Origin of the sequence: Candidatus Brocadia sinica JPN1 (genome assembly GCF_000949635.1) — a bacterium.
In the GTDB taxonomy this organism is placed as follows: Bacteria; Planctomycetota; Brocadiia; order Brocadiales; family Brocadiaceae; genus Brocadia; species Brocadia sinica.
The window spans coordinates 2,956,350-2,980,862 of the sequence record NZ_BAFN01000001.1 but is presented as its reverse complement, the minus strand read 5'-3'; the positions used below and the strand labels follow the sequence as shown (position 1 = coordinate 2,980,862).

The 24,513-nt window shown below is 43.4% G+C and carries 23 protein-coding genes; 5 read left to right on the top strand and 18 right to left on the bottom strand.

Annotated features, from left to right (window positions below; genetic code table 11):
• Positions 1-151 precede the first annotated feature (151 nt).
• A complete protein-coding gene (locus tag BROSI_RS13535) occupies positions 152-748 on the bottom strand; it encodes a PocR ligand-binding domain-containing protein (protein ID WP_157842538.1) in 597 nt (198 codons plus the stop codon).
• A gap of 267 nt (positions 749-1,015) precedes the next feature.
• Here BROSI_RS13535 and amrS point away from each other — a divergent pair, with 267 nt between their 5' ends.
• A complete protein-coding gene (gene amrS / locus BROSI_RS13530; protein WP_200891750.1) occupies positions 1,016-2,158 on the top strand; it encodes an AmmeMemoRadiSam system radical SAM enzyme in 1,143 nt (380 codons plus the stop codon).
• A gap of 130 nt (positions 2,159-2,288) precedes the next feature.
• On the opposite strand, the gene BROSI_RS13525 is transcribed toward amrS, so the two are convergent.
• A complete protein-coding gene (locus BROSI_RS13525) occupies positions 2,289-3,068 on the bottom strand; it encodes a hypothetical protein (protein WP_052564332.1) in 780 nt (259 codons plus the stop codon).
• 303 nt (positions 3,069-3,371) lie between these two features.
• Between BROSI_RS13525 and BROSI_RS13520 the strand changes: the two genes are divergently transcribed.
• The 4 genes from BROSI_RS13520 to BROSI_RS13500 all read left to right on the top strand — a co-directional run bounded on the left by BROSI_RS13520 (position 3,372) and on the right by BROSI_RS13500 (position 7,815).
• Positions 3,372-4,031, top strand: coding sequence for an MOSC domain-containing protein (locus BROSI_RS13520; RefSeq protein WP_052565846.1), 660 nt, complete (start codon positions 3,372-3,374; stop codon positions 4,029-4,031).
• 150 nt (positions 4,032-4,181) lie between these two features.
• Positions 4,182-5,687 (top strand): carboxypeptidase M32, encoded by a 1,506-nt coding sequence (locus tag BROSI_RS13515; protein ID WP_052564331.1) that lies wholly within the window; start codon positions 4,182-4,184, stop codon positions 5,685-5,687.
• A 717-nt stretch (positions 5,688-6,404) separates the two neighbouring features.
• Positions 6,405-7,256 carry a DNA-methyltransferase gene (locus tag BROSI_RS13505; RefSeq protein WP_052564329.1) on the top strand — a complete coding sequence of 284 codons (852 nt, stop codon included), beginning with the start codon at positions 6,405-6,407 and terminating at the stop codon, positions 7,254-7,256.
• A complete protein-coding gene (locus BROSI_RS13500) occupies positions 7,228-7,815 on the top strand; it encodes an HNH endonuclease (protein WP_052564328.1) in 588 nt (195 codons plus the stop codon). Before BROSI_RS13505 ends, BROSI_RS13500 begins: the two co-directional genes overlap by 29 nt.
• A gap of 328 nt (positions 7,816-8,143) precedes the next feature.
• On the opposite strand, the gene BROSI_RS13495 is transcribed toward BROSI_RS13500, so the two are convergent.
• From BROSI_RS13495 to BROSI_RS13425, 16 genes are all read right to left on the bottom strand, one after another.
• Positions 8,144-9,214, bottom strand: coding sequence for a DUF763 domain-containing protein (locus tag BROSI_RS13495; protein ID WP_052564327.1), 1,071 nt, complete (start codon positions 9,212-9,214; stop codon positions 8,144-8,146).
• Positions 9,215-9,361: 147 nt separating this feature from the next.
• Positions 9,362-9,883: a TlpA family protein disulfide reductase gene (locus BROSI_RS13490; RefSeq protein ID WP_052564326.1), complete on the bottom strand. Its 522-nt coding sequence runs from the start codon at positions 9,881-9,883 to the stop codon at positions 9,362-9,364.
• A 390-nt stretch (positions 9,884-10,273) separates the two neighbouring features.
• Positions 10,274-11,692: an IS66 family transposase gene (gene tnpC / locus BROSI_RS13485; protein WP_052561421.1), complete on the bottom strand. Its 1,419-nt coding sequence runs from the start codon at positions 11,690-11,692 to the stop codon at positions 10,274-10,276.
• A 368-nt stretch (positions 11,693-12,060) separates the two neighbouring features.
• A complete protein-coding gene (locus tag BROSI_RS19965) occupies positions 12,061-12,222 on the bottom strand; it encodes a hypothetical protein (protein ID WP_157842537.1) in 162 nt (53 codons plus the stop codon).
• The gene (locus tag BROSI_RS21030) at positions 12,219-12,587 is read right to left on the bottom strand and encodes an FAD:protein FMN transferase (protein WP_052564325.1); all 369 of its coding nucleotides are present in this window, start codon (positions 12,585-12,587) and stop codon (positions 12,219-12,221) included. The genes BROSI_RS19965 and BROSI_RS21030 overlap by 4 nt, the downstream gene beginning before the upstream one ends.
• A gap of 1 nt (position 12,588) precedes the next feature.
• Complete coding sequence (locus BROSI_RS21025; protein WP_052564324.1) at positions 12,589-13,860, bottom strand: FAD:protein FMN transferase; 1,272 nt, start codon at positions 13,858-13,860, stop codon at positions 12,589-12,591.
• A 79-nt stretch (positions 13,861-13,939) separates the two neighbouring features.
• Entirely contained in the window at positions 13,940-16,042 is a 2,103-nt protein-coding gene (locus BROSI_RS13470) for a heavy metal translocating P-type ATPase (protein ID WP_052564323.1), read from the bottom strand.
• On the bottom strand, positions 16,039-16,227 hold the full coding sequence (locus tag BROSI_RS13465) for a hypothetical protein (RefSeq protein ID WP_052564322.1): 189 nt from the start codon (positions 16,225-16,227) through the stop codon (positions 16,039-16,041). Before BROSI_RS13465 ends, BROSI_RS13470 begins: the two co-directional genes overlap by 4 nt.
• A 2-nt stretch (positions 16,228-16,229) precedes the next feature.
• Positions 16,230-16,631, bottom strand: a complete 402-nt coding sequence (locus BROSI_RS13460; protein WP_052564321.1) for a hypothetical protein — start codon at positions 16,629-16,631, stop codon at positions 16,230-16,232.
• Positions 16,632-16,678: 47 nt separating this feature from the next.
• On the bottom strand, positions 16,679-17,077 hold the full coding sequence (locus BROSI_RS13455) for an HMA2 domain-containing protein (RefSeq protein ID WP_052564320.1): 399 nt from the start codon (positions 17,075-17,077) through the stop codon (positions 16,679-16,681).
• Between the two features lie 476 nt (positions 17,078-17,553).
• Complete coding sequence (locus BROSI_RS13450) at positions 17,554-17,823, bottom strand: hypothetical protein (RefSeq protein WP_052564319.1); 270 nt, start codon at positions 17,821-17,823, stop codon at positions 17,554-17,556.
• Positions 17,824-17,876: 53 nt separating this feature from the next.
• Positions 17,877-18,863 (bottom strand): hypothetical protein, encoded by a 987-nt coding sequence (locus BROSI_RS13445; protein WP_052564318.1) that lies wholly within the window; start codon positions 18,861-18,863, stop codon positions 17,877-17,879.
• A 72-nt stretch (positions 18,864-18,935) separates the two neighbouring features.
• Positions 18,936-20,516 (bottom strand): carboxypeptidase-like regulatory domain-containing protein, encoded by a 1,581-nt coding sequence (locus BROSI_RS13440; RefSeq protein WP_052564317.1) that lies wholly within the window; start codon positions 20,514-20,516, stop codon positions 18,936-18,938.
• Positions 20,517-20,677: 161 nt separating this feature from the next.
• Complete coding sequence (locus tag BROSI_RS20560; protein WP_052564316.1) at positions 20,678-21,121, bottom strand: carboxypeptidase-like regulatory domain-containing protein; 444 nt, start codon at positions 21,119-21,121, stop codon at positions 20,678-20,680.
• Between the two features lie 165 nt (positions 21,122-21,286).
• Complete coding sequence (locus BROSI_RS13430) at positions 21,287-22,840, bottom strand: glycosyltransferase family 39 protein (RefSeq protein WP_082059212.1); 1,554 nt, start codon at positions 22,838-22,840, stop codon at positions 21,287-21,289.
• Positions 22,841-23,001: 161 nt separating this feature from the next.
• Positions 23,002-24,429, bottom strand: coding sequence for an FAD-dependent oxidoreductase (locus BROSI_RS13425; protein ID WP_052564314.1), 1,428 nt, complete (start codon positions 24,427-24,429; stop codon positions 23,002-23,004).
• Between the last annotated feature and the right edge of the window lie 84 nt (positions 24,430-24,513).

The following is a 24,513-nucleotide window of genomic DNA, read 5'->3' as shown; positions in this document are numbered from 1 at the left end:
GGTAGGTCTTGTAATCGGCACAAACGCTGGAGATTTTATTGTTATGTCATAAACAAAAATTTATGTCATAGAAGAACATTTGAGCAAACTGCCAGAAAGTTTAGCATTTCTCATAGAAATTGCAAGCTATAAATAAAACAAAATTACCCACTTATTCGCTCCTCTGTCCCCTAAAAAGCGCCTCAATATCGTGGTATTTTTTTGACATTGACGCTTCGCTCTGTTTCAAAGTATGAATGCGATCAAGCATTTTTGACATCAGTTCGGTTGTTAAAACAACCTGCTCCCGGGCGATCTTCAGAATTGGTTTTGGTATGGGCGGTGTTTTTTTCACGGCATCCCATAAGATACGGGCATCAACATGAAACTGTGCGGCAATATCGTATACACTGAATTTTGAACGAAATGGATTGGAGATCGTCACACAATGCGCGCCTATCACCGTATTTTCGTCAAGGCATATTGGCATTGAAAGCAACGTTAAACCACCGGGGCACTCCTCCTCAAAGGATTTCTTGAAATGGATAGCGCTTTTCGCCAGTTCCCTGCTATAGGAAAGGCATAAATCTTTTCGTTCACTGACAAACCGCAGTGTCTTGCAGTACGCAGAGGCATTGATTTCATTAATCATTTCTCCATCCACATCGTACACGACGTCGTTGGTATTCAGGATATTCATTAAGTAGATTTGAATTGCAGAGATGACTTCCGTATCGAAATTGATCTTTAATCGCCTAATTGGTTCCATACGTGCTTTCCCAACAAATATTTTGGAATAAGAACATCCTTGCTGAAAGGGGAGTGGATCTTTAATGTGATATATATACACGAATCAAATGGGGTTTTCAACAAAACTCAGGAAATTTTTTCAAAACCCCCACCTCACATAACCAGAAATTGTATCCTGCATTTCTTGACTCACCGGCACAATGATACTATAATTTACGAAATAGTGTTTTTTAACCCATAGTTATCCTACGAAGGCAGAAATCCTTCTCTTTCTCTAAGGTGTTTTATGATTACCAGAAGATCGTTATTAAAGGCAGGGGTATTGGGGACGTGCAGTCTTTGTCTTGGAGACACATTGGAAGCATGGGCGGAGGATGTCTATACCCCTGAAGCGCTGAAAGGCATGAACCAGGGGTTCCCCGTAAAAGAGGCCATGCATTACAAGAAACTGGAAGATCTCAGGGTAGAATGCGAACTCTGTCCCCGGAAATGCACCATTGCTGATATGGAACGTGGCTACTGTGGTGTACGGGAAAATCGTGGCGGCACGTATTACACCCTGGTGCATTCCCGTGTCTGCGCCCTGAATGTAGACCCTATCGAAAAGAAACCCCTGTTCCACTATTTGCCAGGCACAAAGGCTTATTCTCTGGCAACAGCGGGATGCAACGTTGAGTGCAAATTCTGCCAGAACTGGCAGATCTCTCAATATCGGCCTGAACAGATAGAAAGCATCAAACTAACACCTGAGGATGCGGCAAAGGATGCCAGCATGAACGGCAGCAAAACGATAGCCTTCACCTATTCAGAACCCGTGGTCTTTTATGAATACATGTATGACACGGCTCGATTAGGTAATGAGCGCGGCTTGAAAAGCGTAATGATATCAAACGGTTACATTCAGGAAAAACCCTTAACAGAGTTGTGCCGACACCTGAGTGCAGTGAAGATCGACCTGAAAGGTTTTACTGAAAAATTCTACCAGGAGACCTGCACCGGCGAGCTGAAACCTGTTTTAAATACTCTGGTGACGTTGAAGAAGATTGGGATATGGTTTGAGATTGTTATGCTTGTGATACCAACACTCAATGATAGTGAAAAGGAATTGAAGGACATGTGTGTCTGGGTTAAGGAAAATCTTGGGGCTGACGTACCTGTCCATTTTACCCGCTTTCATCCAACTTACAAGATCAAGAATCTACCGCCAACGCCGGTAAAGACCCTGGAGATGGCGAGAAAAATTGCCATTGACACGGGTCTTCACTTCCCTTACGTGGGCAATGTGCCGGGGCACGAAGGAGAAAACACCTACTGTCCACATTGCCGGAATATCCTTATTAAACGGGCTGGTTTCTCTATCCTGGAAAACCATCTGAAAGAGAATAAATGCAAAAATTGTGACCAATTCATACCGGGGGTGTGGACTTGAAGTAATTACGCGCAATTCCATGAAGCGCTGGGCAACTTTTTACGCCACAAAGACACCGGGTCACCAGGAAAAGTCCCGGCGCCTCAGTGTCTTTATGGCAATTTTGAATTTCCAAAACTTTGCTTTTTTATTATTTCTTAATACTTGCCTGCTCTACAATTACATCATACTTATAACCGCTCCCAAAGTCCTTGTCTTTATATAAAATCCCGTTTACGGTAACAATATCTCCAACATCAGCCAGGTCTTTTGATGTTACAACAAGGTCATTAGTACCATCATTCTGATTTCCGCTTCCATCCTGAATGTGTAACCAGTTCTTTCCCATGATGCCAGATGAAACCTTAACGACCTTACCTTTGACAGCAACATTTTTGTTATCAAGTTCTGTCTTTTTTGCATAGAGCTCGGCTACCGTATAAGCATCTGAACCGGGAGCCTTATCAACCTGTATTTTCTCACCGGAAGGGGCCTCCGCGCCTTTGCTGACAGATTTACCATGGAAACTTTTTGTCTCAACTGCACTATCCGCCGAGGCGGGACCAGTCGAGAAAATGATCTTATCAAATGTCCGGTTAAGGGTCTTGCTCGTAAAATTGACCATTTCATAACCAGGCTGGAGGGCGATCTCCTGTCCGACAGCCACTTTTGTTTCCAGTACGGCCGCCCAGGTCTTTTTACCGTCCTTCTCGATACAGAGATAGGTATAACCGCCGCTATTCATGGTTTCCACAACCTTACCTGAGAGAGCGGATACTTCCTGAGGAAGGGGCGCATCTTGTTTTTCTTTCATGTATACGTGCTCTGGCGGTGTTTTGTTTAACTTCTTGGGACTGGCATAAATACCCTGAGTTGAAACTGCGGTCGTCAAGGCCAGAACAAAGGTAAACAACATCGAAAATCTTTTCATTTCGCAACTCCTTTAAATATGTAAATGATGTGCCTGCAATCAAAACTTTTACTGATTAAAGCATACTGCTTTTATCTCAAAAAACAAGTATTTTGTCTCATGATACACAATAACCAGACAAAATATCGGGTCAGGCCAAAATTTCGGATCGTTTATTCATCTTTCATTTTGATTTTCTCGCTGTTTGGTGGTATTAATAGGGTAGTTTTTCGGTAAAATTGCGAGAAATATGTTTTATGCTGACAATCAAGCATGTCTTCGGAGTCAGACCTGTACTTAGTGACCTGTCATCTGCATCTGTTTATGAAAGAAGCAAGAATCCTCTCAATTCAGGTTGGCTTGCCCAAAACGCTCAGCGGAACCGGGACAACCGGATCGGATAAAAAATCCTGGACGACAGGCATCTTCAAGACGGCGGTTTGCGGTTCTGTATGGCTGAACAAACTCAACCTTGCCGGAGACGCACAGGCAGACTTATCAGTCCACGGCGGCTCACACAAGGCGGTTAATGTGTATCCATCCGAGCATTACCCTCAGTGGAAGCAGGAATTTCAGATACAGGATATGCCGTACGGCGCCTTCGGAGAAAATTTTACGACCTGCGATTTACTTGAAGACGAGGTTTGCATCGGTGATGTGTTTCAGGCCGGCGGGGCCATTGTGCAGGTTTCACAACCCCGGCAACCCTGCTGGAAGATAGAACAGAGATGGGGTGTCAGGGATCTGGCTACGCGTATTAAACAGACAGGGAAGACCGGCTGGTATTTTCGTGTCTTGCAGGAGGGATCTGTGGAGGCCGGAAATACCTTAATTCTTAGAGATCGGCCTTTCCCGCAGTGGACCGTTGCCGCAGCGTACGTAATCATGCGTAACCGCAGAACTGATGTTACGGCAGCACAGGCATTAGCCCAATGTCCGCCGCTTTCTCCGCGGTGGCAGCAAAACTTAATCTTTCAGAAATGAGTTTCCCTTTGAATGAATTTCCATTGCCTGTTTGAATAGTGAGGGGAATTTTGTCTGTCCCGCAATGCAGGGAAGTTTTTCTGCCGGACATTTTGCAGGTTGAATAGACCACGAGCAACGAGATTACCTTTACCATATTCGGGAGACCCCATGGAAGAGAAACTGAATGATTTAAAAAATCGACTGGCTGAAATAAGTGATCTCAATAACGCAGCAGCCGTACTTGGATGGGATCAGCAAACTTATATGCCGCCCGGTGGTGCATCGGCACGTGCCCGGCAACTCGCAACCTTAAGCCACATTGCACACGAAAAGTTTACCGATGATGTAATCGGACATCTCCTGGATGACCTGCGCGCATATGCCGGAGGTTTACCTTACGATTCAGACGATGCAAGCCTCATTCGGGTGGCAAAACGCGACTACGATAAGGCACGCCGGGTACCATCCACGCTTGTGTCTGAAATCACACATACCACCGCCCAGGCCTTTGATGTCTGGCGAAAGGCCAAAGCCGAATCCAGGTTCTCCGACTTTGTACCCTATCTTCAACGGAATCTCGACTTGAAAAGGCGCTACGCCGAATGCCTGGGCTATACCGATCGCATCTACGACCCACTCCTCGACGATTATGAACCTGGTATGAAAACAGCCCAGGTAGAAGCTATCTTTGCAAACGTCAAACAAGAAATCGTGCCGCTCGTTCATGCCATTGCGCCAAAACAGCATATGGTTGACAATTCCTTTTTGCACCAGGCTTTTGATGAGCAAAAACAGTGGGATATCGGCATCGAAGCGGCCCGATTCATTGGCTACGCATTTGAACGCGGCCGTCAGGACCGCTCACCGCATCCATTCACCACCTCTTTTTCTATAGATGATGTACGCATCACGACACGCTTTATGCATGATTATTTTCCTGCCGCTTTTTTTGCAACGATGCATGAGACAGGCCATGCGCTGTACAATCAGGGCATACGCCACGAACTCGAACGTACCCCACTTGCGGACGGCGCATCCCTTGGTGCCCATGAGTCGCAATCACGGATGTGGGAAAATCTCGTTGGGCGCAGCCGCCCTTTTTGGAAATTTTTCATGCCGCGTGTGAAAGCCGTTTTTCCTGAGCAGTTCAAAAATGCAGATGCCGAAAAGATGTACCGCGCAGTAAACCGCGTACAACCCTCGCTTATTCGCGTGGAGGCGGACGAGGTCACCTACAACCTGCACATCATGCTCCGTTTCGAATTGGAAAATGCACTGCTCGAAGGGCGCATAGCGGTGAACGACCTGCCCGAAGTGTGGAACAGTAAGATGCAGGAATATCTCGGCATAACACCACCGGACGATGCGCACGGTGTGCTTCAGGACGTCCACTGGTCGCACGGCAGCTTTGGTTACTTTCCAACGTATTCCCTCGGCAATTTTTTCGCGGCACAATTATTTGACCAAATAAGAAAGGACATTTCCAGTCTCGATGACCACCTTAAGAAAGGTGAGTTTCATATATTACTCGATTGGCTGCGCGCGAATCTGCATACCCATGGCCGCAAGTTCACCCTGAACGAGCTTGCGAATAAAATCACCGGCGAATTCTTACAGACCTATTCTTTCACTGCATACTTAAAGAACAAGTATGGTGAAATTTATAACTTGTGAATGTACCTTTGTGACAATTTATTTTTTTTGAAAAATTCCAATAATAGCGATGTTTGCCGCTCTGTGTAGGAGCGAGGCATTTGCTATAATTTTGCATAAATGCATTCATACCCAAACAAGCAAATGCTTCGTCCGTTGCTTTTTCAAAAAACTCAATTGTTATCTATTCTCGGATAGCCTGGAAAGATTCGCCCTCGTTCTTTCCCGGAAAAACCATAAAATACTTGCATTTTTATTTTTGTATTATTATCCTTTTCAAAGAAAAACAATTTTCTGGCATTTCTCCATGTAAAAGAAGCTTGACATTGCAAAACGGTAAATGATAATCTCTGATTGTCTTCGCCAAAGACATCAGCATGACGATGATCTACACCCCTATCTTGAGCAAAAGAGGTCACGGTGTCCGAAGCCCGGTCGATGGGTTGTAGGTCGGATTATACAGTCTGTATAATCCGGAATGGACGATTGGCGAAAAATGCAGAAAAAGCTGATGTGAAAGTAGTTACAATGCGTGACAAGAAGACACGGCAACTTCTTATATATATATAGTGAGAGATTCGGTGTATGCCGTTTTATACAGACTGTATAATCATGTTATACCGCAATAAAGACAATGGCAAATGGCTTACGAGTAAGCTCCGGAATTCGGTATATTTGATGCATTAAAACCCAAACCACCGCTGCCAAACCATACCATGAAAAAAAAATGAGAGAGAAATGATACCAGATTTTAAGATAAATGATTTACAAATATTTACAGGGGATTGCCGCAAAATCCTTCCTAATCTCCCTGCAGAATCAGTTCAGTGTTGCGTCACTTCTCCACCATATTGGGGTCTTCGCGATTATAACCATTCCTCCCAAATTGGTGCGGAGCCGTCACCAGTTCAATACGTAAAAAGCCTTGTTGAGGTTTTTAGCGAAGTTTGGCGTGTTTTACGTAAAGATGGTACTCTTTGGTTAAACATTGGCGATGGTTATGCACGAAATGGTGGAACTGGTAGTTGCGGCCCAAACGCAGTAGTTGGTAATACAAAAAAGCTTATTCAAAAACGAAATTGCAAAGTTCCAGATTGTTGGGGCTTGAAAGATAGAGATTTAATGGGTATCCCTTGGCGTGTCGCCTTTGCATTACAAGAAGACGGTTGGATATTTAGGTCAAGAATAACTTGGGTTAAAAAAACAGCCATGCCGGAAAGCGTAAAAAACAGACCAACAAATGCAACCGAAGATATTTTTCTAATGTCAAAATCGCCAACTTATTATTACAATGCAGCCGCCGTAAGAGAAGCGTCTGGTGCTAATTTGAGAAACTACTGGCTTCTTGGCCCTGACAGCAGTGGTAATGACCATCCAGCAACCTTTCCACGTGAATTAGTACGCCGTTGCGTTCTTCTTGGTAGCCAAGTCGGCGATTCTATATTAGACCCATTTGGTGGATCTGGAACCACAGGAGTAGTTGCTCAAGAATTAGATCGGAGTGCTATTCTTATTGAATTAAATCCAAAATATTCCACTTTTTCAAAGGAACGCATAAGCTATGGCTGCCAAAAAGCCCTCCGGATCTAAAGAATTAATTCTAAATTACTTTTTAGCAAATATTGGTAAAGTTTTAGATTCAAAGCAAATACAGCGTGCGAGTGGCGGCGCTGTTGAATGGGCACGTCGGGTTCGCGAGCTACGGGATGAAGAAGGATATCAAATTCTATCTCACAAAGACCGTTCTGATTTAAAGCCAGGCCAATATCTTCTTGAAACAATTGCTCGTATCCCTGCTTTTAAATGTGGCATCTCAAAAGAAACGCGTGCTCAGGTTTTAGAACGCAATGGTTTTACTTGCCAAATGTGCGGCGTTGCAGCAGGTGACCCAGATCCTCTAGGAGGCCCTCGCACTGTTCGTTTAACAATTGGCCATATTTTAGATAAATCAAAAGGTGGCGACGATACACCGCAAAATCTTCGCGCTATTTGTACTAACTGTAATGAAGGTTTACAAAATACAGCACTACCAAAACCCGACCAAATTCATTTGCTCTCCCAAGCACGTCGTGCAACAATTAATGACCAAAGAGTTTTACTCAATTGGTTGCTAAATAAGTTTAATTTAGTCGCTAGCCCAAAATCWTAGCTATAATTTATTTGCGGCGGCAATACGATAAAATTGTAAATAGTAATTCACGTCTTTCGCAATAAAAACGAGGGATAACACGGCGTTCAAGACAGACGTGGCCGCGTCGTCCTCGTAACAGGTTCATGTTTGCTGGGTAGAAGCGATGGTTTTTCAAACAAAGGTACTTCCCCGACCACGCTGCTTAACTTATCGTTAGACTGGAAATATATACTAATCTTAAAACCTTTTAATTCATACTTGCGTTATTGATAAGATAACACTGTTTCTTGTAATAGACATCCCTGCGGATAGAATCTTCCTCTCCTAATTATCAAAATTGAAAATCCTACGCATCAAGGTAATTCAATCGTTTGATAGCGTCCATCTTCTCACTGTTTCCCACCTTCGATTGTTTGAGGGCCTTTCTCAATATCTCAATGGAACGATCATAAACCTCCTTATCAACAGGGAACGGGTGTCCATCCTTGCCACCATGCGCAAAGCTGTATCTTACTGGGTCATTGAAACTGGGGGCTTTACCATAGACAATCTCTGAGATCAGGGCCAGGGCACGAATGGTCTTTGGTCCTACTCCTTCTATTCCCAGCAGGGATTCAAAATCTTTAGGAACAGTTTCGTAGGTTTTTGTGAATATCTTATAGAGCCTGTCGGGGTGAATATCATGGACATCGACGTGATGACGGGAAGGCAAATACAAGTTCTGCATCTTCTTGATTTCACTTACTAAGGTATCCGGTTTTACCTGGGAAAGTATGACCGTCATCTTTCTTGCTTCGTCACTTTCCCCCGCTACCATATTCAAGGTATTTCCCCTGGAATCGCAGCAAATGGCCTGATGTGGCTCCACGACAAAATTTGTAACCTTACTACCCAGCCAGTGGTACCGGCGGGCATACTTATTGGCATCGTTCATCCCCTGCTGGACAACGGCCCAATCCCCGGACTTCGTGAAGATGAACGAATGGTGATAGATCTGATACCCATCCTGCACAGCGCTACTATCCACCTTGGCGCTCATACGGCTGGCATAGACAAGTTTTTCCGGATCACACGACAATTGCTCACCCACACCCACAATCTCCGAGGGCGTCTTCCGGGAAGTCCCGCCCTTGCCTCCGGCAATGAAAAGTCCCAGTTCCTTCTCAAGCCCCTTGATACCTTCTTTCAGCGCCCCACAGGTGGTTGTGGTCACACCGCTTGAATGCCAGTCAAATCCCAACACGCAGCCCAACGCCTGGAACCAGAATGGGTCAGAAAGTCTTTTGGGCATTTCCTGGGGTCCATACTCGTTCACAATGGCAATGATAATCTCACGCACAAGGCGTTTCATCCGCTGAAACAGCCAGGACGGCGCCTTGCCTCCGTGAAGCGGAAGATGTGCAATACCAGTCTTCATAGTACTGTCATGAAAATAAATTGAAACATATGCTTCTTTCGTAAAAAGATGAGCAACCCGAATTTTTTACCATAAAATGCCACAAATGAAAATTATTTTTTTAGACTTTCGATTCTCAGCCAGTTTCACAAATAGAGAAATCGACGGCTACCGGGATGTCGAAGTCGTCTCTTTGTGGGGAGGCCTGGAGCCTTCCATACAACTGCGCAGATCCTCTTCGATATGCTTAGGGTCGGTATAGCCTTCCTCTACGTGTTCCAGTTCCCCATTTTTATAATAGTAGATAATAGGAATTTTCCTGATGTTGTAAACATAGTTCATCTCCTCTTTATCCTTAGCCCGAAAAATAGGAAAGGTAATCCCTTTTCTTTCAACAAAGTCTTTCACTTCTTTCGCTTTATCATCCAGCGATACCCCTATTATTTCTACGTTCTTTTCTTTATATTTTCCGTAGAGGGTATCGAGTTCCGGGAGATGCTCCTTGCAGACCTTGCACCACGTTGCCCAGAACGTTACTACAACTATTTTACCTGTATTTGACCGAATGACCTCTTTCAAATCCGTAGAAGTAATATCTTTCATATCCTTCGCATAGGAAACGACTGGTAAAGACAAAATCACAAATAAAGCTAAAAATAATACCTTTCTGAAATGACAAACGATAGACATAATTCTCCTCCTTTTATCGTATCAATTTCGTTTTTTAGAAAACCTCAAATATTGGGTATATTTTATTAAAAATTGGCACTCTTTGCCTGTTCTATTGAGCGTGAGGATGTCTCATTATTAGAGAGAAATACATTCCTTCACCGTGTGAATTTACTGAAAAATCTTTTAGTCACTTGAATATGTTTTTTACCAATATTCAATGCATCATCGTACTCATATCTTTGAGAACATGGCTGGCATTCAATGTAGTTATCTGACTGCCTTAAATTGGGTAATATGCTACTTTCATGGATACGCACCCCTGTTTCTTGTGATTGTTCAATCACCTGGAAGCTACTCGTAAATACTGTAAATTTTTGTAACTATTCAGCGTATATTCGCTCATAATTGCTATGAGCGAACAAAATCAGGCAATTCGCCATGAAATAGCATCTTTAATGCCTGTCTCAAATTTACCCCTTGTTTTCGACAAGTTGAGAGGTAGCTGCGAATGCGGCAAAAAATCCTGGCTCCCTCCAAAGAACGAAAGCAGCCCGATATTTTCTGCTGAACCTTTGTCATCCTGATGTCGTTTTCAGCCAAATTATTCGTAAAAGGGACGTTTTTATTGTCCATAAACCTCAGGACATCATCCTCATACTTTCGTAATCGTTCCAGAAGATTTCTGGCTTTTGTCCTTTTCACTCGCCCCCTTTTCCCCTTACGGTTTGTTTCATCAGGGGGAGGGCTTTCGGCTTCTGCGTTTTGCAATATCACCCGGTACCTGTGCCGATATTTTTCAGACTCATCGGCGCCCAACATTCCTCCGGCATCGCATGTTGCACGATTTATCTCTTCAAGCAAGGCCTTCATCTCTTTCGCCCACTGCTGCTTATTGTCCTCTTCCCACACACCCTCTAATTCTCTCAGGTGGTGCGCATTACAGAGCGCGTGCGTACAGGGATAGGTGTAATACGCCTTCAAATGGTCGTGACAAAGAATCCCACGAAATTGGGGCAATATTCCTATGCTATCTATTGCCTCTGTCCCTCTCCCTTCGTGAGGATAAAAACATGTCCACTGCCTATTGGATGCGCTATGCAACCAATATCTATCCCCGTTCTTGTTAATACTCGTTTCATCCACATGCAACACCTCTGACTTGGTGAGTTCTGCTTTGCTTTTCTCCTCAAAGATTTCCAGATATTCGTAGGCTTCCTGATTAAAATTGTACAAGGAACCTTCACTCACCGGCATCGACATCTGCTCTTCAAAATACTCCTGAATCCTCTTGTAGGGTATCAGTTGATACTGTGACATATATACTGCATGCGCCTTCAAATCCGCCCCATACTGCGCCGCCTTTGTTATTCCTTCAGGAAAGGGCGCGATAAATCGGTTCCCCTCCGCGTCCTCAACTATCTCTGCACGATACTCTGTTACCTCCCGTGAAATCTTCATATCAAACACCTGGCGCGCTTCGTAACCCACCACCGTATATTCCCCACGCGGCAACTTCCTTTGGTCTACTTTTATCACTTCCACCTTATCAGGGTTCTCAACCCTTTTCAGCGTCACCCCCTCACGACCCTTTTGTCCACCCGCCTTCCTCTCGCCCTTCGCCTTGCTTTCTCTCTTGCGATTCGGATCACTTGAGGGAGGCTTACTGCTGTTGCGACTGTTACGGTTTAAACGACCAACCAGCAGCGTTATTACTACTACCAATAACTCTACCATGGACCTCATGGCTGGCGACAGCACTTTCTCTTCAGAAAGAAGCTTCTCTACTTTTTGGAGCGTTACCTCTATGTCTATATTGTCTATCGTCAATGAATCCGCCTGTATGATGAGCCACCCATTTATTTACTGCGGCTATTATATCACAGGCTTTTTCATCCTTTTTATTGGCGCTATAAGACACGACAAAAGCACGAATTCCTCTTACCAACACCAGCCTGTCCATGTCTGTGCTCTCTCCTCATGTAGGCTGTACTAACCACCTCTACAGGCCATATATGCCACAAACTAATCCAAACGACTCTCTGTCCCGGATATCCTGTCAAACATATTTTAAAATATTTTCACTGAATAGTTACAAATTTTTTAGAGTTACCACAATTTGGACATACAAAAAATGTGTCAGTTAACATGTGTAACCTCCTTATAATCGCTGATGTTAGTCCGTAAAAACGGGAAAATCAGCTGAACAAAGGTTCGCTTGTACGGATCAGTTCAATCAGGTCTTCAGCAACTTTCAGCAGCATCGTGTCTTTCAGTGCATCTTTTGATACATTTTCAGACACTGTGGTGGTTCGTTGAGGAACAAAGGTCTGAGGCGAGAAACTGCTTCCTGCCGTCATGGGCTAAAGGGACAACCAGAACCCTTGCCAAACTTAAAAATCTTTTCTTCTCCTTTCTTGAATTTTTTCATTAATCCTGGTGATCCCTGAAATACGATACTATTCTGTGGCTTATCAGAAAGAATCAACCACCCCGTATTTGGAAAAATCGTTGATAGGTTTTTTCTATCTTTTGTACCATTCATAAAAAGGACTGTTGCCAATACTCCCGCTTCTTCTGCAGTAGGTGCTGTAGCTATAACGGCTAGATTTTCATTCCCGTTCAGCATTCCCGTTTTTGGATCCACGAGGTGCATATAAAATTTGTCCTGTACCGTAGGATATCTTGAATAATCACCAACGAATGCCACACCTTGATTAATCAAATCAAGAGAACCTACGATAAAATTCTCCTTTATGGGGTGAGGAACCCCCTACCTTCCACGCATTTTTCCCAGAAGGAGCATTGAGCATACGGCTCATACCCCCGTAGTTAATGCAAACATTCGTGAGCCCCGAATTATGAAAAAGTTCCAATGCCTTGTCTATTGCATATCCTTTTACCACAGGCCCCAGGTGGACTTTTGTTTGTTTATGAGCGAAAGAAATTACCTTATCATCATCATGGATCTTTATATTTTTATAGGAGACCGCCTGAAGAAGGGTTCCAAGCTTGCTTTCCTTTATCTCCTTTCGTTTACCCTGGTAAATTCCCCGTTGCTCCAGTAACGGAGATACTGTTACGTCAAAAGCGCCTTCCGTAATCACCCCATATTGGTAACATCGTTTCATTACCTCAAATACCTCTTTGTCGCAGGGAAAAGCAGTTTTTCCAGCCTTCCTGTTTAACGCCTGCAATTCTTTCCTAAAAAGCCTTTCAATGCGTTCTATCTCACGAAATGCCTTTTCTGCCAGGGGGAAAAATTGCCTCTCACTGTCCGCTTCAGCAGCCACTACTGCTTTCACTCCATCAATAACTCTTGCAGTGGTAAAGAGTTGCCGGTGAGTTGCCCTCGTGGCGTGAACTTCCTCAGGAGTCAGGCGCTGGGCCAGGGTTCCGGAGAGGTGATTTTTTTTGATGTAAAATTCCTGAATAAAGGCAAGCATCTTTTTCACGCCCCGACAAACTGCCTGTACAGACGTAGTAGCGCCAGTAATCTTAATAATGTCCTTATTCGTCGAAAGGGGGTCTTTTAAGGATTTGCCTTCAAATTGCTTCAAAAACCTCCTCCGGCTTACCTCTTGCCCACGGCTTTCTCTATAGATCATCACAGCAATGTCAAGAATCTTTCCCTCTGCATTTGTACTGAGAATCCACGTAATTGGGTGAAAGCAGCCCATTTCTTCGGTAATAATAGCATACCGGTCTATCACCGGACCCTTTTTACCTATAAAGACCTCAAAGGTTGCTTCAAGATCCGGTCTTTTCAATATTCCCTTGAAATACTCGAGTCCTTCAGGAGTAAGGGCAAGAATCTCAGATTCGACCTGATCGCAACCAGCAAAAACTTTTGCAATGGCCCCCTCTTCTTCCAGGAAGACCTGAAACTGGTAGTTTTCCGGAGGCTCCCCTTCTTCAAGTAAGGACTGCCCCGAAGATATACTCGAAAAAAGAATAAAATTCCACGGCAAAAGTAGTAAAAAGAAATACCTTTTCATAGTCACAGTTTTTAAAAACTCCGCAGATTTTATAAGGGATAGAATGTCGTCAGTTGGAATGCTACGGATTTTTCTGTCTCTATTTCAGACCATTATCCTCTCTTCCCCTGCAAGGAGAGATACGATAGGGCTTCAGTGAATTTGCGGCTACGAGAATTGTTGTTGCATTATGTATAAAGGCTGAAGTCACCGGAGCTATTACCCCCAAGATACCGAGACCTATCAAGGCGCTGTTAATTCCAATTATATATCCGAAATTCTTTTTGATGCGGGACATGGCATCCTGTGCAATCTCCCTTGCCTCGATAATCCCCTCGAACGCTACATCTAAAAGTAAAATATCACAAGCCTCTCTCGCGATATCTGCACCATGTTTCAGAGATATACCAACATCCGCATAAGAAATAGCAGGGGAGTCATTTATCCCATCTCCAACCATTACAACCACATAACCCCGCCCTTTTAAATCTTTAATTATTCCTGTCTTTCTTTCCGGAAGGACCTGGGCGTAGTATTCCTCTATCCCAAGTCTTTTTGCCACATTACGTGCAGTAGCATCATTGTCACCGGTAAGCATGATGGTTCGCTCCACACCCAAATTCTTAAGCATCTTGAGAAATTTTTGCGAATCTTCTCTTACATGGTCTTCAATAGCTACAACACCTGCAAGCTTATCTTCCACAGCCACATAAAGTATTGAATATCCCCTGTCCATAAAATCTTTTATTACAGGCTCTTCACGTTCTACATTAATCTTATTATCTTCACATATGAAGTGTTTACTCCCCACCAGTATCCTTTTGCCTTCAATCCTTGATGCAATGCCATGGGCAAGGACATATTCAACCTCTGCATGGTTCTCCTCATGGACAAGTCCTTCGTCTTCTGCTCTTTTCACCACGGCAGTTGCCACCGGATGTGGAAAATGCTCTTCCACACATGCCACATTTTTTAACAGGTATTCCCGGTTAAAACCGTTGAAGGGGAGGAGATCGAAAACTTTTGGCTTTGCCTCTGTAAGGGTTCCTGTCTTATCAAAAACAAAGATATTTGCCTGCGCCAATTTTTCTATAAATCTGCCACCTTTTATGAGGACACCTCGCTTTGATGCTGCGATCATTGCCGACATAATTGTCAAAGGGGTTGATAATTTGATGGAGCATGAGTAATCTACCAGCAGCACTGAGGCAGCCTTTAATGGGTTGCTTGCAAAGAGGTATATCAGCCCGCTCAACAAAAAGCTATAGGGAACAATCTTGTTTGCAAGCATTTCTGCATAGTTTTGCACATCTGCCTTCAAACCTTCCGATTCCTCAATCACCTTGATTATTTTGGAGACCCTTGTTTCATCACCCACTCTTATTGATTTTATTGTTAGAAGACCTTCTTCCAGTACTGTACCTGCATAAACCATTAATCCTGCCATTTTAGGAACAGACACGGGCTCGCCCGTCATTGACGACTGATTGACCAGTGCCACACCCTCTGCCACAATACCATCCACAGGAATACTGCTACCCGTCCTTACAACCACAAGATCGCCTGCAGCTATATCTTTTATATTAACCTTCATTTCCCAGCCATTTCTCTTTATCCATGCCCACCCATCCTGACTCTGGAACATCTTTGAAAGGCTTTTCCTCGATTTTTGACGTATCCGCTCCTCGAGATAATCGCCAACCTTCAGAAAGAATGTTATTAAACTTGCTGTCAGGTAATCACCCCTCAGCAATGAAATACCTATCGCTGCAGAGTCAAGGGTATCAACATTCAGACGTCTGTTCAGGGTTGCCCTGAAACCTCTTCTCAAAACAGGCATGGCGCCATACAGCGCAAATAATGGCGCTAGTATGAATGGTATAATTGGTCGCGCAATCAAGAGAGCTCCCGACAACACTGCAGCCTTCTTTTTCTGTTCAAGTTTATCTTGTTTAAAATTTTCTTTTTTTACAAAAATCAAGGACGTCTCCTTTATTATCTTTAACAAGACAACTCTCACAGTGCGATCGCCGTTATAACTAACCAGGAGATTCCTGGTTCGGCAATTGAAGGATACCTTCTGAACCCCATCAATAGCCAAAAATAATCTCTCTATCTGGGAATTTTCCGGGGTATGCCTTTTGGGTAAGGTGAGACTGATCCTCATCCTTTGGGGAAGATTGTGAATAATTCTATAATTCATTCCTTCTTTTTCTGTTCCTCTGCCAGTTTCTGGAGTATTTGCTCTATTCTCTCAAGACGGGTTTCCTTCTCTTGTCTTTCCTTAATTCTGGAAAATATATACGCCCCAACCAGGACTGCACCAACACCACCAGCTATGGTTACTAGTGAACCGAGATACGTTCTTGTCCTATTGATAATACCCATGGTTATGTTTCCTCCTTTTTTGACCTCTGCCGTAAAGCCTCTTCTACCATCTGTTCCACCTTCCTGAGTATATCCTCCTCCTTTTTTTCTGTTTCTGTCGTCGTCTCAAGGTCTTTCTGATGTACATGTTTTGCCTCAGCCACAATATCTTCTATATCCTCTTTCACTTTTTCGTAATTTGCAATTAACCATTCCTTAAATGCAAGACCTTCCTTTGTAACCCCAACCGCAGCGGGTCTCATCTTCTTTGACAGCTTACCAATTCCAATGGCAGCAAGGACACCCAATGCACCACCTGCCACCAGCCAGAGACTGCGTTTGCTTATAAAAAAACCACTCATATGCTTCCCCCTTTCATTTTCATTGTTTTTGCTTTCTCCTTTCCCCTCAACCTTTTCTTCCATAAAGACCTCCTTTTGTATCTAAAATTAATCTCATGATACACCAAGCATTACCTTCCCATCGCTGCTTTTATTGCCATTGGGATCAGGGCATTCAATGGCATCGGCAATATCGCATGGGCAACCACATCCGTCAAGGCATGCAAGGCATGCCTTGAAACGGGTGGTTTTGAATTCTTTTCCTCTGCCGAAAACCGCCAGCTATTGGCCGCCTTCTCCATACCTTCTTTCACGATCTGATTGATATGTTGTGTTAAGGTCTGCCTGTCAATCTGGCGCTCATCAAACCTAACCAGGATCCTCCCTGTTTTGTGATTTGCAGTTACCTCCTTCAATCCTCCTAAATAATTCACGATGCTTTCCTTTAAATACCTGCAAATATGTGGTTTTCCAATAAGATATTGGCTTTCAAACCTTATTCTACCCGGCAAAATACTTAACGGAGCCATGATTATTCTCTCCTTGCTAAAGTTCTTTCTATCAAAACACTGAAATGGTCGCCTCATACAATGAGGCGTCTTTCTAAAAGAACATAGATTGCAATTGAGTCTTGTTCTCATTAATTTATGAAAAAATTTTATAAATGTTGGTAAATTTCTCTTCCACCGTCGTCTGTTTGTGTTCCGGAATGGAAAGCACTAATCCGTCATTGTTTCCGACTATTTGTTTGCTTTACAACGATAGCGTTTGGCACGAAAATAACCCACAGCCGGAGATTCCACCACAAGGACCTGCGGAAGATTTCCCTCCCCTGATTCCATCAGGGGAGGGTGATATTGTTATGTTCCTTTGTGAGCTATTATGGCCCACGGAGATGTTTATCCAGTAAAAACTTTTCTCTGGAAAGCATCCCGTGTCCCCCTTTGAGGGAGGAAGAAAGAAGGGCTTCTGGTTGCGGCAGCGCCGCACCGCGTTTTTTTCACTATTAATTTTTTACTGCCACAATACGTTCTTCCGGCAAAACAGGGATATGCCGTAGCTGTGCCTCCTTTACTATTTGGTTAAGATACGGCAAGTAATGGGCATCCTGGCCCAGTATCACATAGTCAACAAACGGCACGAGCGCTATTACTGATATGTCTAAATCATCAGTACTTTTTGCATAGCAGAGATGGATGTTTGTCACCCCATAAGCTTCCAGTTTTCGTGCCATACTAATGAATCTATCAAGACTGCTGATTACCATCGCTGACATAGTTTGTCTCCTTTCGCCTCTTTCTCTGTGAATTTCATTACCAAATAGTCCTATTACTCGCTGCCACTACCACTGCCGGAGCCGCTTCCGCTTCCACCCATACATTCACCCGCACCACTAATATCGGCCTCGCTGGGGTCTTCTCCATTGGGACCTTTTGCGCCATTTGCTATCCAGCGTTCGATCTTCTGGATCTCATACTCCGTAAAATACGGCCCGCCAAAGGGCATGCGATGATCACTTTCAATTTCTTCTTCCGTTTGCTGACCACGCAGACGCTTTAAGAGCATACTGTTTGCCGGATTTTCCAAATCGATAAGGGCTTCGTGCAGAATTCCATCAGCGCCGGAGATTATGCCTTCCCAGCTGGACAGGTCCAGACATGCCTGAGATTGGGAACGTTCCCTGGATGTTGCACTGTTGTTGTTATAGTGACAAAGACTACATGGAGTACTGCCATTTACCGATTCCGTAAGTAAGGGGAGCACGTCCCGGTTAAAATCGGGGGACGGGGTATCGTCTTTTGCCCCCTCTTCGATCCATTTACGGATGATGGCAATTTCTTTTTTTGTAAAGAAAGGGCCTCCATACGGCATGCGGCCATCATACATGCCGAGATCCTCTCCTTCCCCTTCCAGCCTCTGCAGGAGAAGACTCTTCTCGGGATTATCAGTATCAATGATCGGCTCTGTACCCGCATCGGCGCCAGCCATGATATCCTTATATGAGCCCAGGCTTAATTCGGTCAGGGCGTTTTCAGGAATGCCGTTGCTTTCTATGGTAAGGCTGGAAAAGTGGCATTTGATGCAAGGAATTGATTCCGATTTGCCTTTCTTTTTAGACCTTACGAAAAGCGGTAAGACATCATCCGTAAAACTAATGGATTTCTTCCTTTTTTGAGCTAATTTCATTTCCGTGTTTTTCTCTTCCACCGTAAGCTGACTGCTTGCATTCCCTGACCGGAGATGGATTGCTATGGAAAAAACAGGCGCAATGATTCCGAGAGAGATAAGAAAATACTTCATTTTGTTTTTAGACATGTTGCCCCTCTTTTTTATCAGTAATTCGTGAGATAAAGATCTTATAAGAACTTCCGTGGTTGTTTTCAGCTTCTAAAGCAATACATTTTCATAGCTATCAAGAATGGTTGAAATTGTTTGACTGGCGGTATCTGCATTTTCTTTATTAACCTCGTCACTGGCATCCTTCAATTCATACAGGACATCTTCTATCTCCTCGCTGTCATCGGCACCAAGGCGCAACTCCAAATCCTCCAAAAATACCTCTGAATAGAGGAGCGCCTCTTCAGCAGTCACCATAGCATCACCGCGGTCGTTTGCATTGAGAGCAGATTCGTTCGATTCCAATTCTCCCCTTACCCTGCCAATAAAACCTTTGCTCAGTTCACTTACAAGCGTATCGGCGTTCACATCAGCCAAATCACCGGTAAGCTGGGATTTTATGATTTCGTTACCTTCGGGGTTATCACGTGAGACGAATTCCTCAATGATCCTGTAATAAACCTCACCCTCTTTCTGGTACACAAGGGCTTTCTCTTGGTCGCTGTCTTTGTTATTTAAGACACCTTCTACTTCCCTGAGAACAGCTATATAGAATGCCCTGACAAGGGAAAGTCTGATTACCTGCCGCTGTACACCGACGGTAATTTCATCTTCGTCATGGTCTTTTCTATCCAGGGCATCTTGTCCCCGGACAAAGGCAATCGTTATCCTGTCTTCCAGATTGGGATTACTTCCTGTTTCGATAGATGTGCGGTCCTCGGTAATCACCTTATTTTCCCTGTCAGCCGTGCCTGCAATGGCCTGATAAGCTGCGTATGCCTCATCCCATAAGAATTTAAGATCTGACTTTTTTCCATCATGAAAATCATCACGGACATCGGTAATACGCTCAAGAATCGCTAAGTAAAACAGCCGTTGCAGCGTCTTATCAATAACTTGTACGGCCAAATCGGGCTCATTATTATTTTTGATGTCCTCAATGGCAGCCAAAATATCACTATCCAGGGTTAACGTGTTTTCTGCATCCACCTCTTTTGTTAAATCCTGCAATTCCCCTTCATAGGCTGAAGCTATGGCATCGCCATCAATCGGAACCTGTTTTCTCAGCACACCAATTTCGTTGTAGGAAGCGACCGCCGCATCCATCGTTTTGGTATCGCTGGTTTTTGTGTAGGTTGAAAATGTTAAGACGAAATCCCTTTCTACCTCTTCACTGTTGTTGGTTGTCGTCAAAACTTCGGTTACCGTTTCATAACCCTTGGATTTAACCGTAAGTTTGTATTTCCCCTTTTTTACATTATCGATTTCATAGACACCTTCAGAATCTGTTGAAACCGTTTTTTTCGACTTCTTTCCACTGGTATTCTTTTTCGATTTGATCATGATAAGTGCGTCTTCTATGGGATCACCATTTTCATCTGAAATTACGCCAACGATTGAAGCCGCCTGAAGAGCAGATATACCCATATCCGGCAAATAGGCGCCACTAAACAAACCAACAACAATCCCTAATGGCATAAACAACTTGTTTAACGAAAACATTGATTTCACACCCCTTTCGTTTAACAGAGACTCAATCTCAACAATTAAGAATAAAAAAAATACAACAATCACCACGGGCTTTCTATTTTCACAAACGAGACATTCTACAGTATTATTCTCTCTAATCATAATGCTTCTGTTTTTTGCAAAAATGGACTTATGTAGTGACAAGGTATACCTTGTCACTACATGATTGCTTTTAAATCCCAGAATATGAAAAAAAATAAATCCTTTCGCACCGGCAACTGTCCTTACATTACATAAGTGCTTACGAGTTATCTTTTCCCAGTTTATGAACCGCTACCGCTTCCAGAACCACTCCCACTTCCAGAGCCACCTCCACTGCCGCTTCCGGAGCCACTGCCAGAGCCAGAGCCACTGCCGCCACCCGAACCTTGAGTTTTTAATTGTATATCAAACACCTTATCCTGCCCTTCTTTGAGTTTCACCTGCTTTTTCTTTTTTTTATAGCCAGACTTTATTACTTTCAGGGTATATTTGCCGGCATTTAAACCCGAAAATTCATATTCACCATTTGTTCCCGTCGTACCACTATCCTTGAATTGCAGTTTCTTACTTTTCAACGTTACTTCGGCGCCACTCACCGGATCTCCTGATTCATCCGTTACTACACCGGATATACTTCCTGTAGTTTGTGCATCTGCACAGGTATACAAAAAGAAAGAACCAACGGTCACCATAAGACATAACGACAAAAACATGTTTTTAAACATTTTTGGCCTCCTGGAAAAAGTTTGCATCTTGTTAAAAAATTAACCACAGTCGTCACGGAAGAAAAACGTAAAAAATCTTTTTTGTTCAGTTTTGGTAAGGGCAAAACGGACATTCGCTCTTACATAATTCTCTTTCTCTGTAGTTTGCCTTTCTGTAGTTTAAAATCACCTCCACTCAAAACGATACAAAGCCAGCCAATTATAATCTGCTACACAATATCTATTTCTTTGAAATTCTTCCAGCTTTTTCAGTCTTTCCTTGTACTTATCCCGCTCAAAGAGCTTGGATGAGATAAGGATGTGTCCGGGTTTCTTCTTTAAACGTTCCAGATCCTTGATAGCCCCACTCATCCGTGACACGAAATAGACGTGACTATTCTTCTTGTCACACCATTCCGGGGCATAATATTGAAACAAACGCCAGTCGTTTAAACAATAAAATTTCGTGTCATTCTTATCATAGTTATTTGTTATATAGTTTATCGTAGAAACAGAGGGCGGTTCTTCATTCCTGTTCATTGAAACGATCCTTACTGAATCAATCGCTTGAGAAAAAACAAAGGCAAGCGCTATCGCAAAAAAAGATACCATGCCAAATTTCCTGTTTTTCAAGTGAGTAGTAAATAGATGCCATAAACCCGCACTCACGATAATAACCAGGAAGGGTATTAGCACCATGATCTGCCGAATGGCGTCTTGCACGAGGGCAATCCATAAAAAGTAGGGGATAAAAAACGCCATAAAAAACTTATTCCTGAGATTCCATTTTTCATGGATAAAAAAATACACCAGGGAAACCACAAGAATTATCGTTGGAACGATCCTGATAAGGGGTGTATCTGTCCACCAGGTACCCAAACTGTGTGCGCTGAGATTGTGAAAAATGTCGAAAAAGCGTTCGCCATAATCGTCGGTGGTAATGATGGAGTTTCCTTCCCGGTAAAAATGATAATCGGCGTGACTCAGGAATTTCTTGTAAAACCTGTATGGAGTAAAATGAATAATGAGATAACCCAACCATGCGGCTACACCAAGAACCAGACCAGACAATCCCCATACTATTACCCTCCTGCCGAATACCTTTTGGCTCAGTTGATATGCCGTATATGCCATTATGGGTAGTAAAGCAAGATAGGTAACCCTGACACCCAGTCCCAACCCTAAGAGTACGCCACCCCACGCGAGGTATTTCAGTGAAGGCGGAGATTGAGTATTTTCAAGGATACGTTCCAATGCCATGTAAAAAAACAGGATAGCCGTAATAACAAAAAATAAACCAAAGGCATCCGAGAGTGGTTTTTCCGCCTGCAACCAAAGCTGTGGATTAACAATATATAAGGCAGCTGCAAGAATAGCGACCTCCCGGGAAAACGTACGTCTTGAGAGTTCGTACAGCGGAAATACGGCAAGACTGCTAAACAAGATACCAGAAAAGATCAACGATTGCATATCCGACCCAAGAATCTTGTACCAAATCCAGCTTACAAACATGTAAACCGGATAACCAGGAAAGTGTGGTTGATCATGCAGGATGTCATACCCTTTTGATAAACCAAAAGCGAAATTTACGCTATCCCACTCGTCAATGTACTTACCAAAGTACCATAATCGGGAGAGGAAACAAACCACCACTGCACCTATTGGAATCAGGTAACCTTGTAAGGAAACCTTTCTCGTCTGACAGGGCATATTCACTGTATCATTGATAGTTGCTAGCATAAATAAAATTACGGAAACAATTCACCACAGATATTCGCGGAGTTACACGGAATGGCCATAAGAAGCCAGAAGGTACAATCCTACACTCCGGTATTTGAATTCCAATTTCGAATATCTTATTCTTTTCTGTGATATTCCCGTACCTTTCCGAGAGTTGCCTTTTAAGCAGTTACAGAGGTTACCTCAATCAATTCCTTTTCAGAACGCATCAATTGCACGTCTGTCTTCTTGCACGCATTATCCAGCATGAGATTCTGTGCGGCTGTTATTCCCATCTCCATAGCCGTGTCCATAAAGATGTACCGGAATGTACCCTGTCTGCCGCACGTAATCAAGTTTTCATACTGATCCAGAAAATCAAAAAGTTTCTGCCTGTGCATTGCATAATCTAGACTGTAGACAGGATAGCCATGGATTACGCTTGTTGTAAAATAATCTATAACCTTGTCCTGAATGTCAATCCCCAGTTCCTTTAAATCCGCAAGACAACGTTTCAATAAACTTTCCCCGGAGCAGTTCCAGATTTCGTCATTTTCGTTACAAGGTATTTCCAGCATAACGGATGTCTTTCCTTCCGGAGCGCTAAAGGGGCTCCGTCTCTTTGGTTCCTGAATACGTGTCGTGATATATTTCCCTTCTGAGACATACATCCACGTGTTATCACTAATATCAGGGAGGTCGACCAGAATATTTAAAAATCTAACCGACCGGAATTTTAGCGAGGCTGTATGATGTATAACATCCTGCACTTGATATCCCGGAAAGACCTTTATAAGATCTGGCAGGGGAATCGTGGAAATGACAGCATCGCAGTCAATTGTTTTTGCAGCGCCATACTGAGTGTAACATATACTCTCAACTCCGTTCTTGCTTATCTGTATGCCTGAAACAGTTGCATTCAGGATGATTCTCCCGCCCATTTTGGAGATTTCCTCACTCATGATATCAAACATCTGGCCTATACCCTTTTTGGGGTAGAAATAACCCTTGGCGTAGGTTCTCGGAGTACCTTTCTTCAATTTAAAGAGCCGGAAAATGACGTCTTTAAGATTCAGCAAGGAAATCCTCTGAGATGCCCAATCGGTTGAGATGAGTTTGGGGGATATACCCCAGAGTTTTTCGGTATAAGGACCAAAGAAGAAGTTGTAGAGTGTTCTTCCAAAGCGGTTAACAATCCAATCCTCGAAAGAAATGTCTTTTTTCCGGAAAATAACCCTGGAGATAGCAGCGATTACATACGATGTAAATGCCTTCAAATTTGTCCAGAGGTCCATCTTCAGAAAGATGTCCTTGGCGGACAGAGGATACTCAAACGTCTTTCCTTGCAACAAAATGACGCTCTTTCTCTGAGCGGTTAAGAGTTCATTTCCCATCATGTTACAAACATTTTCAACAAGTTCCTTGTTTTTTGAGATAAAACGGTGTCCGCCGAGGTCGAATCGGTACCCCTTATATTCATTCGTGATGCATAATCCTCCTACCCTGGATTCCTTTTCAATGACGGTAACATCATGTCCGTACCGGGATAATTCCCAGGCGGCAGACAGACCACAAGGTCCACCGCCAAGCACGAGTATCTTTTTCTTCATTTTCCGCACTCCTTTACATTGCCAGGACACAGATTTACTCAGATACAACAACTCATTTTATTTGTTTCAAAATCCTGATAATCC

Bases quoted from the DNA above. Each gene is read 5' to 3' on its own strand.
- amrS (WP_200891750.1), top strand. From the start codon at position 1,016: ATGATTACCAGAAGATCGTTATTAAAGGCAGGGGTATTGGGGACGTGC.
- BROSI_RS13495 (WP_052564327.1), bottom strand. From the start codon at position 9,214: ATGAAGACTGGTATTGCACATCTTCCGCTTCACGGAGGCAAGGCGCCG.
- BROSI_RS13450 (WP_052564319.1), bottom strand. From the start codon at position 17,823: ATGTCAGCGATGGTAATCAGCAGTCTTGATAGATTCATTAGTATGGCA.
- BROSI_RS13460 (WP_052564321.1), bottom strand. From the start codon at position 16,631: ATGGAAGAAAAGGTTGAGGGGAAAGGAGAAAGCAAAAACAATGAAAAT.
- BROSI_RS13515 (WP_052564331.1), top strand. From the start codon at position 4,182: ATGGAAGAGAAACTGAATGATTTAAAAAATCGACTGGCTGAAATAAGT.
- BROSI_RS13470 (WP_052564323.1), bottom strand. From the start codon at position 16,042: ATGAATTATAGAATTATTCACAATCTTCCCCAAAGGATGAGGATCAGT.
- BROSI_RS13445 (WP_052564318.1), bottom strand. From the start codon at position 18,863: ATGTCTAAAAACAAAATGAAGTATTTTCTTATCTCTCTCGGAATCATT.
- BROSI_RS13425 (WP_052564314.1), bottom strand. From the start codon at position 24,429: ATGAAGAAAAAGATACTCGTGCTTGGCGGTGGACCTTGTGGTCTGTCT.
- BROSI_RS13440 (WP_052564317.1), bottom strand. From the start codon at position 20,516: ATGATTAGAGAGAATAATACTGTAGAATGTCTCGTTTGTGAAAATAGA.
- BROSI_RS13505 (WP_052564329.1), top strand. From the start codon at position 6,405: ATGATACCAGATTTTAAGATAAATGATTTACAAATATTTACAGGGGAT.
- BROSI_RS13520 (WP_052565846.1), top strand. From the start codon at position 3,372: ATGAAAGAAGCAAGAATCCTCTCAATTCAGGTTGGCTTGCCCAAAACG.
- BROSI_RS13465 (WP_052564322.1), bottom strand. From the start codon at position 16,227: ATGGGTATTATCAATAGGACAAGAACGTATCTCGGTTCACTAGTAACC.
- BROSI_RS13430 (WP_082059212.1), bottom strand. From the start codon at position 22,840: ATGCTAGCAACTATCAATGATACAGTGAATATGCCCTGTCAGACGAGA.
- BROSI_RS20560 (WP_052564316.1), bottom strand. From the start codon at position 21,121: ATGTTTAAAAACATGTTTTTGTCGTTATGTCTTATGGTGACCGTTGGT.
- BROSI_RS13490 (WP_052564326.1), bottom strand. From the start codon at position 9,883: ATGTCTATCGTTTGTCATTTCAGAAAGGTATTATTTTTAGCTTTATTT.
- BROSI_RS13535 (WP_157842538.1), bottom strand. From the start codon at position 748: ATGGAACCAATTAGGCGATTAAAGATCAATTTCGATACGGAAGTCATC.
- BROSI_RS13455 (WP_052564320.1), bottom strand. From the start codon at position 17,077: ATGGCTCCGTTAAGTATTTTGCCGGGTAGAATAAGGTTTGAAAGCCAA.
- BROSI_RS21025 (WP_052564324.1), bottom strand. From the start codon at position 13,860: ATGAAAAGGTATTTCTTTTTACTACTTTTGCCGTGGAATTTTATTCTT.
- BROSI_RS19965 (WP_157842537.1), bottom strand. From the start codon at position 12,222: ATGACGGCAGGAAGCAGTTTCTCGCCTCAGACCTTTGTTCCTCAACGA.
- BROSI_RS13525 (WP_052564332.1), bottom strand. From the start codon at position 3,068: ATGAAAAGATTTTCGATGTTGTTTACCTTTGTTCTGGCCTTGACGACC.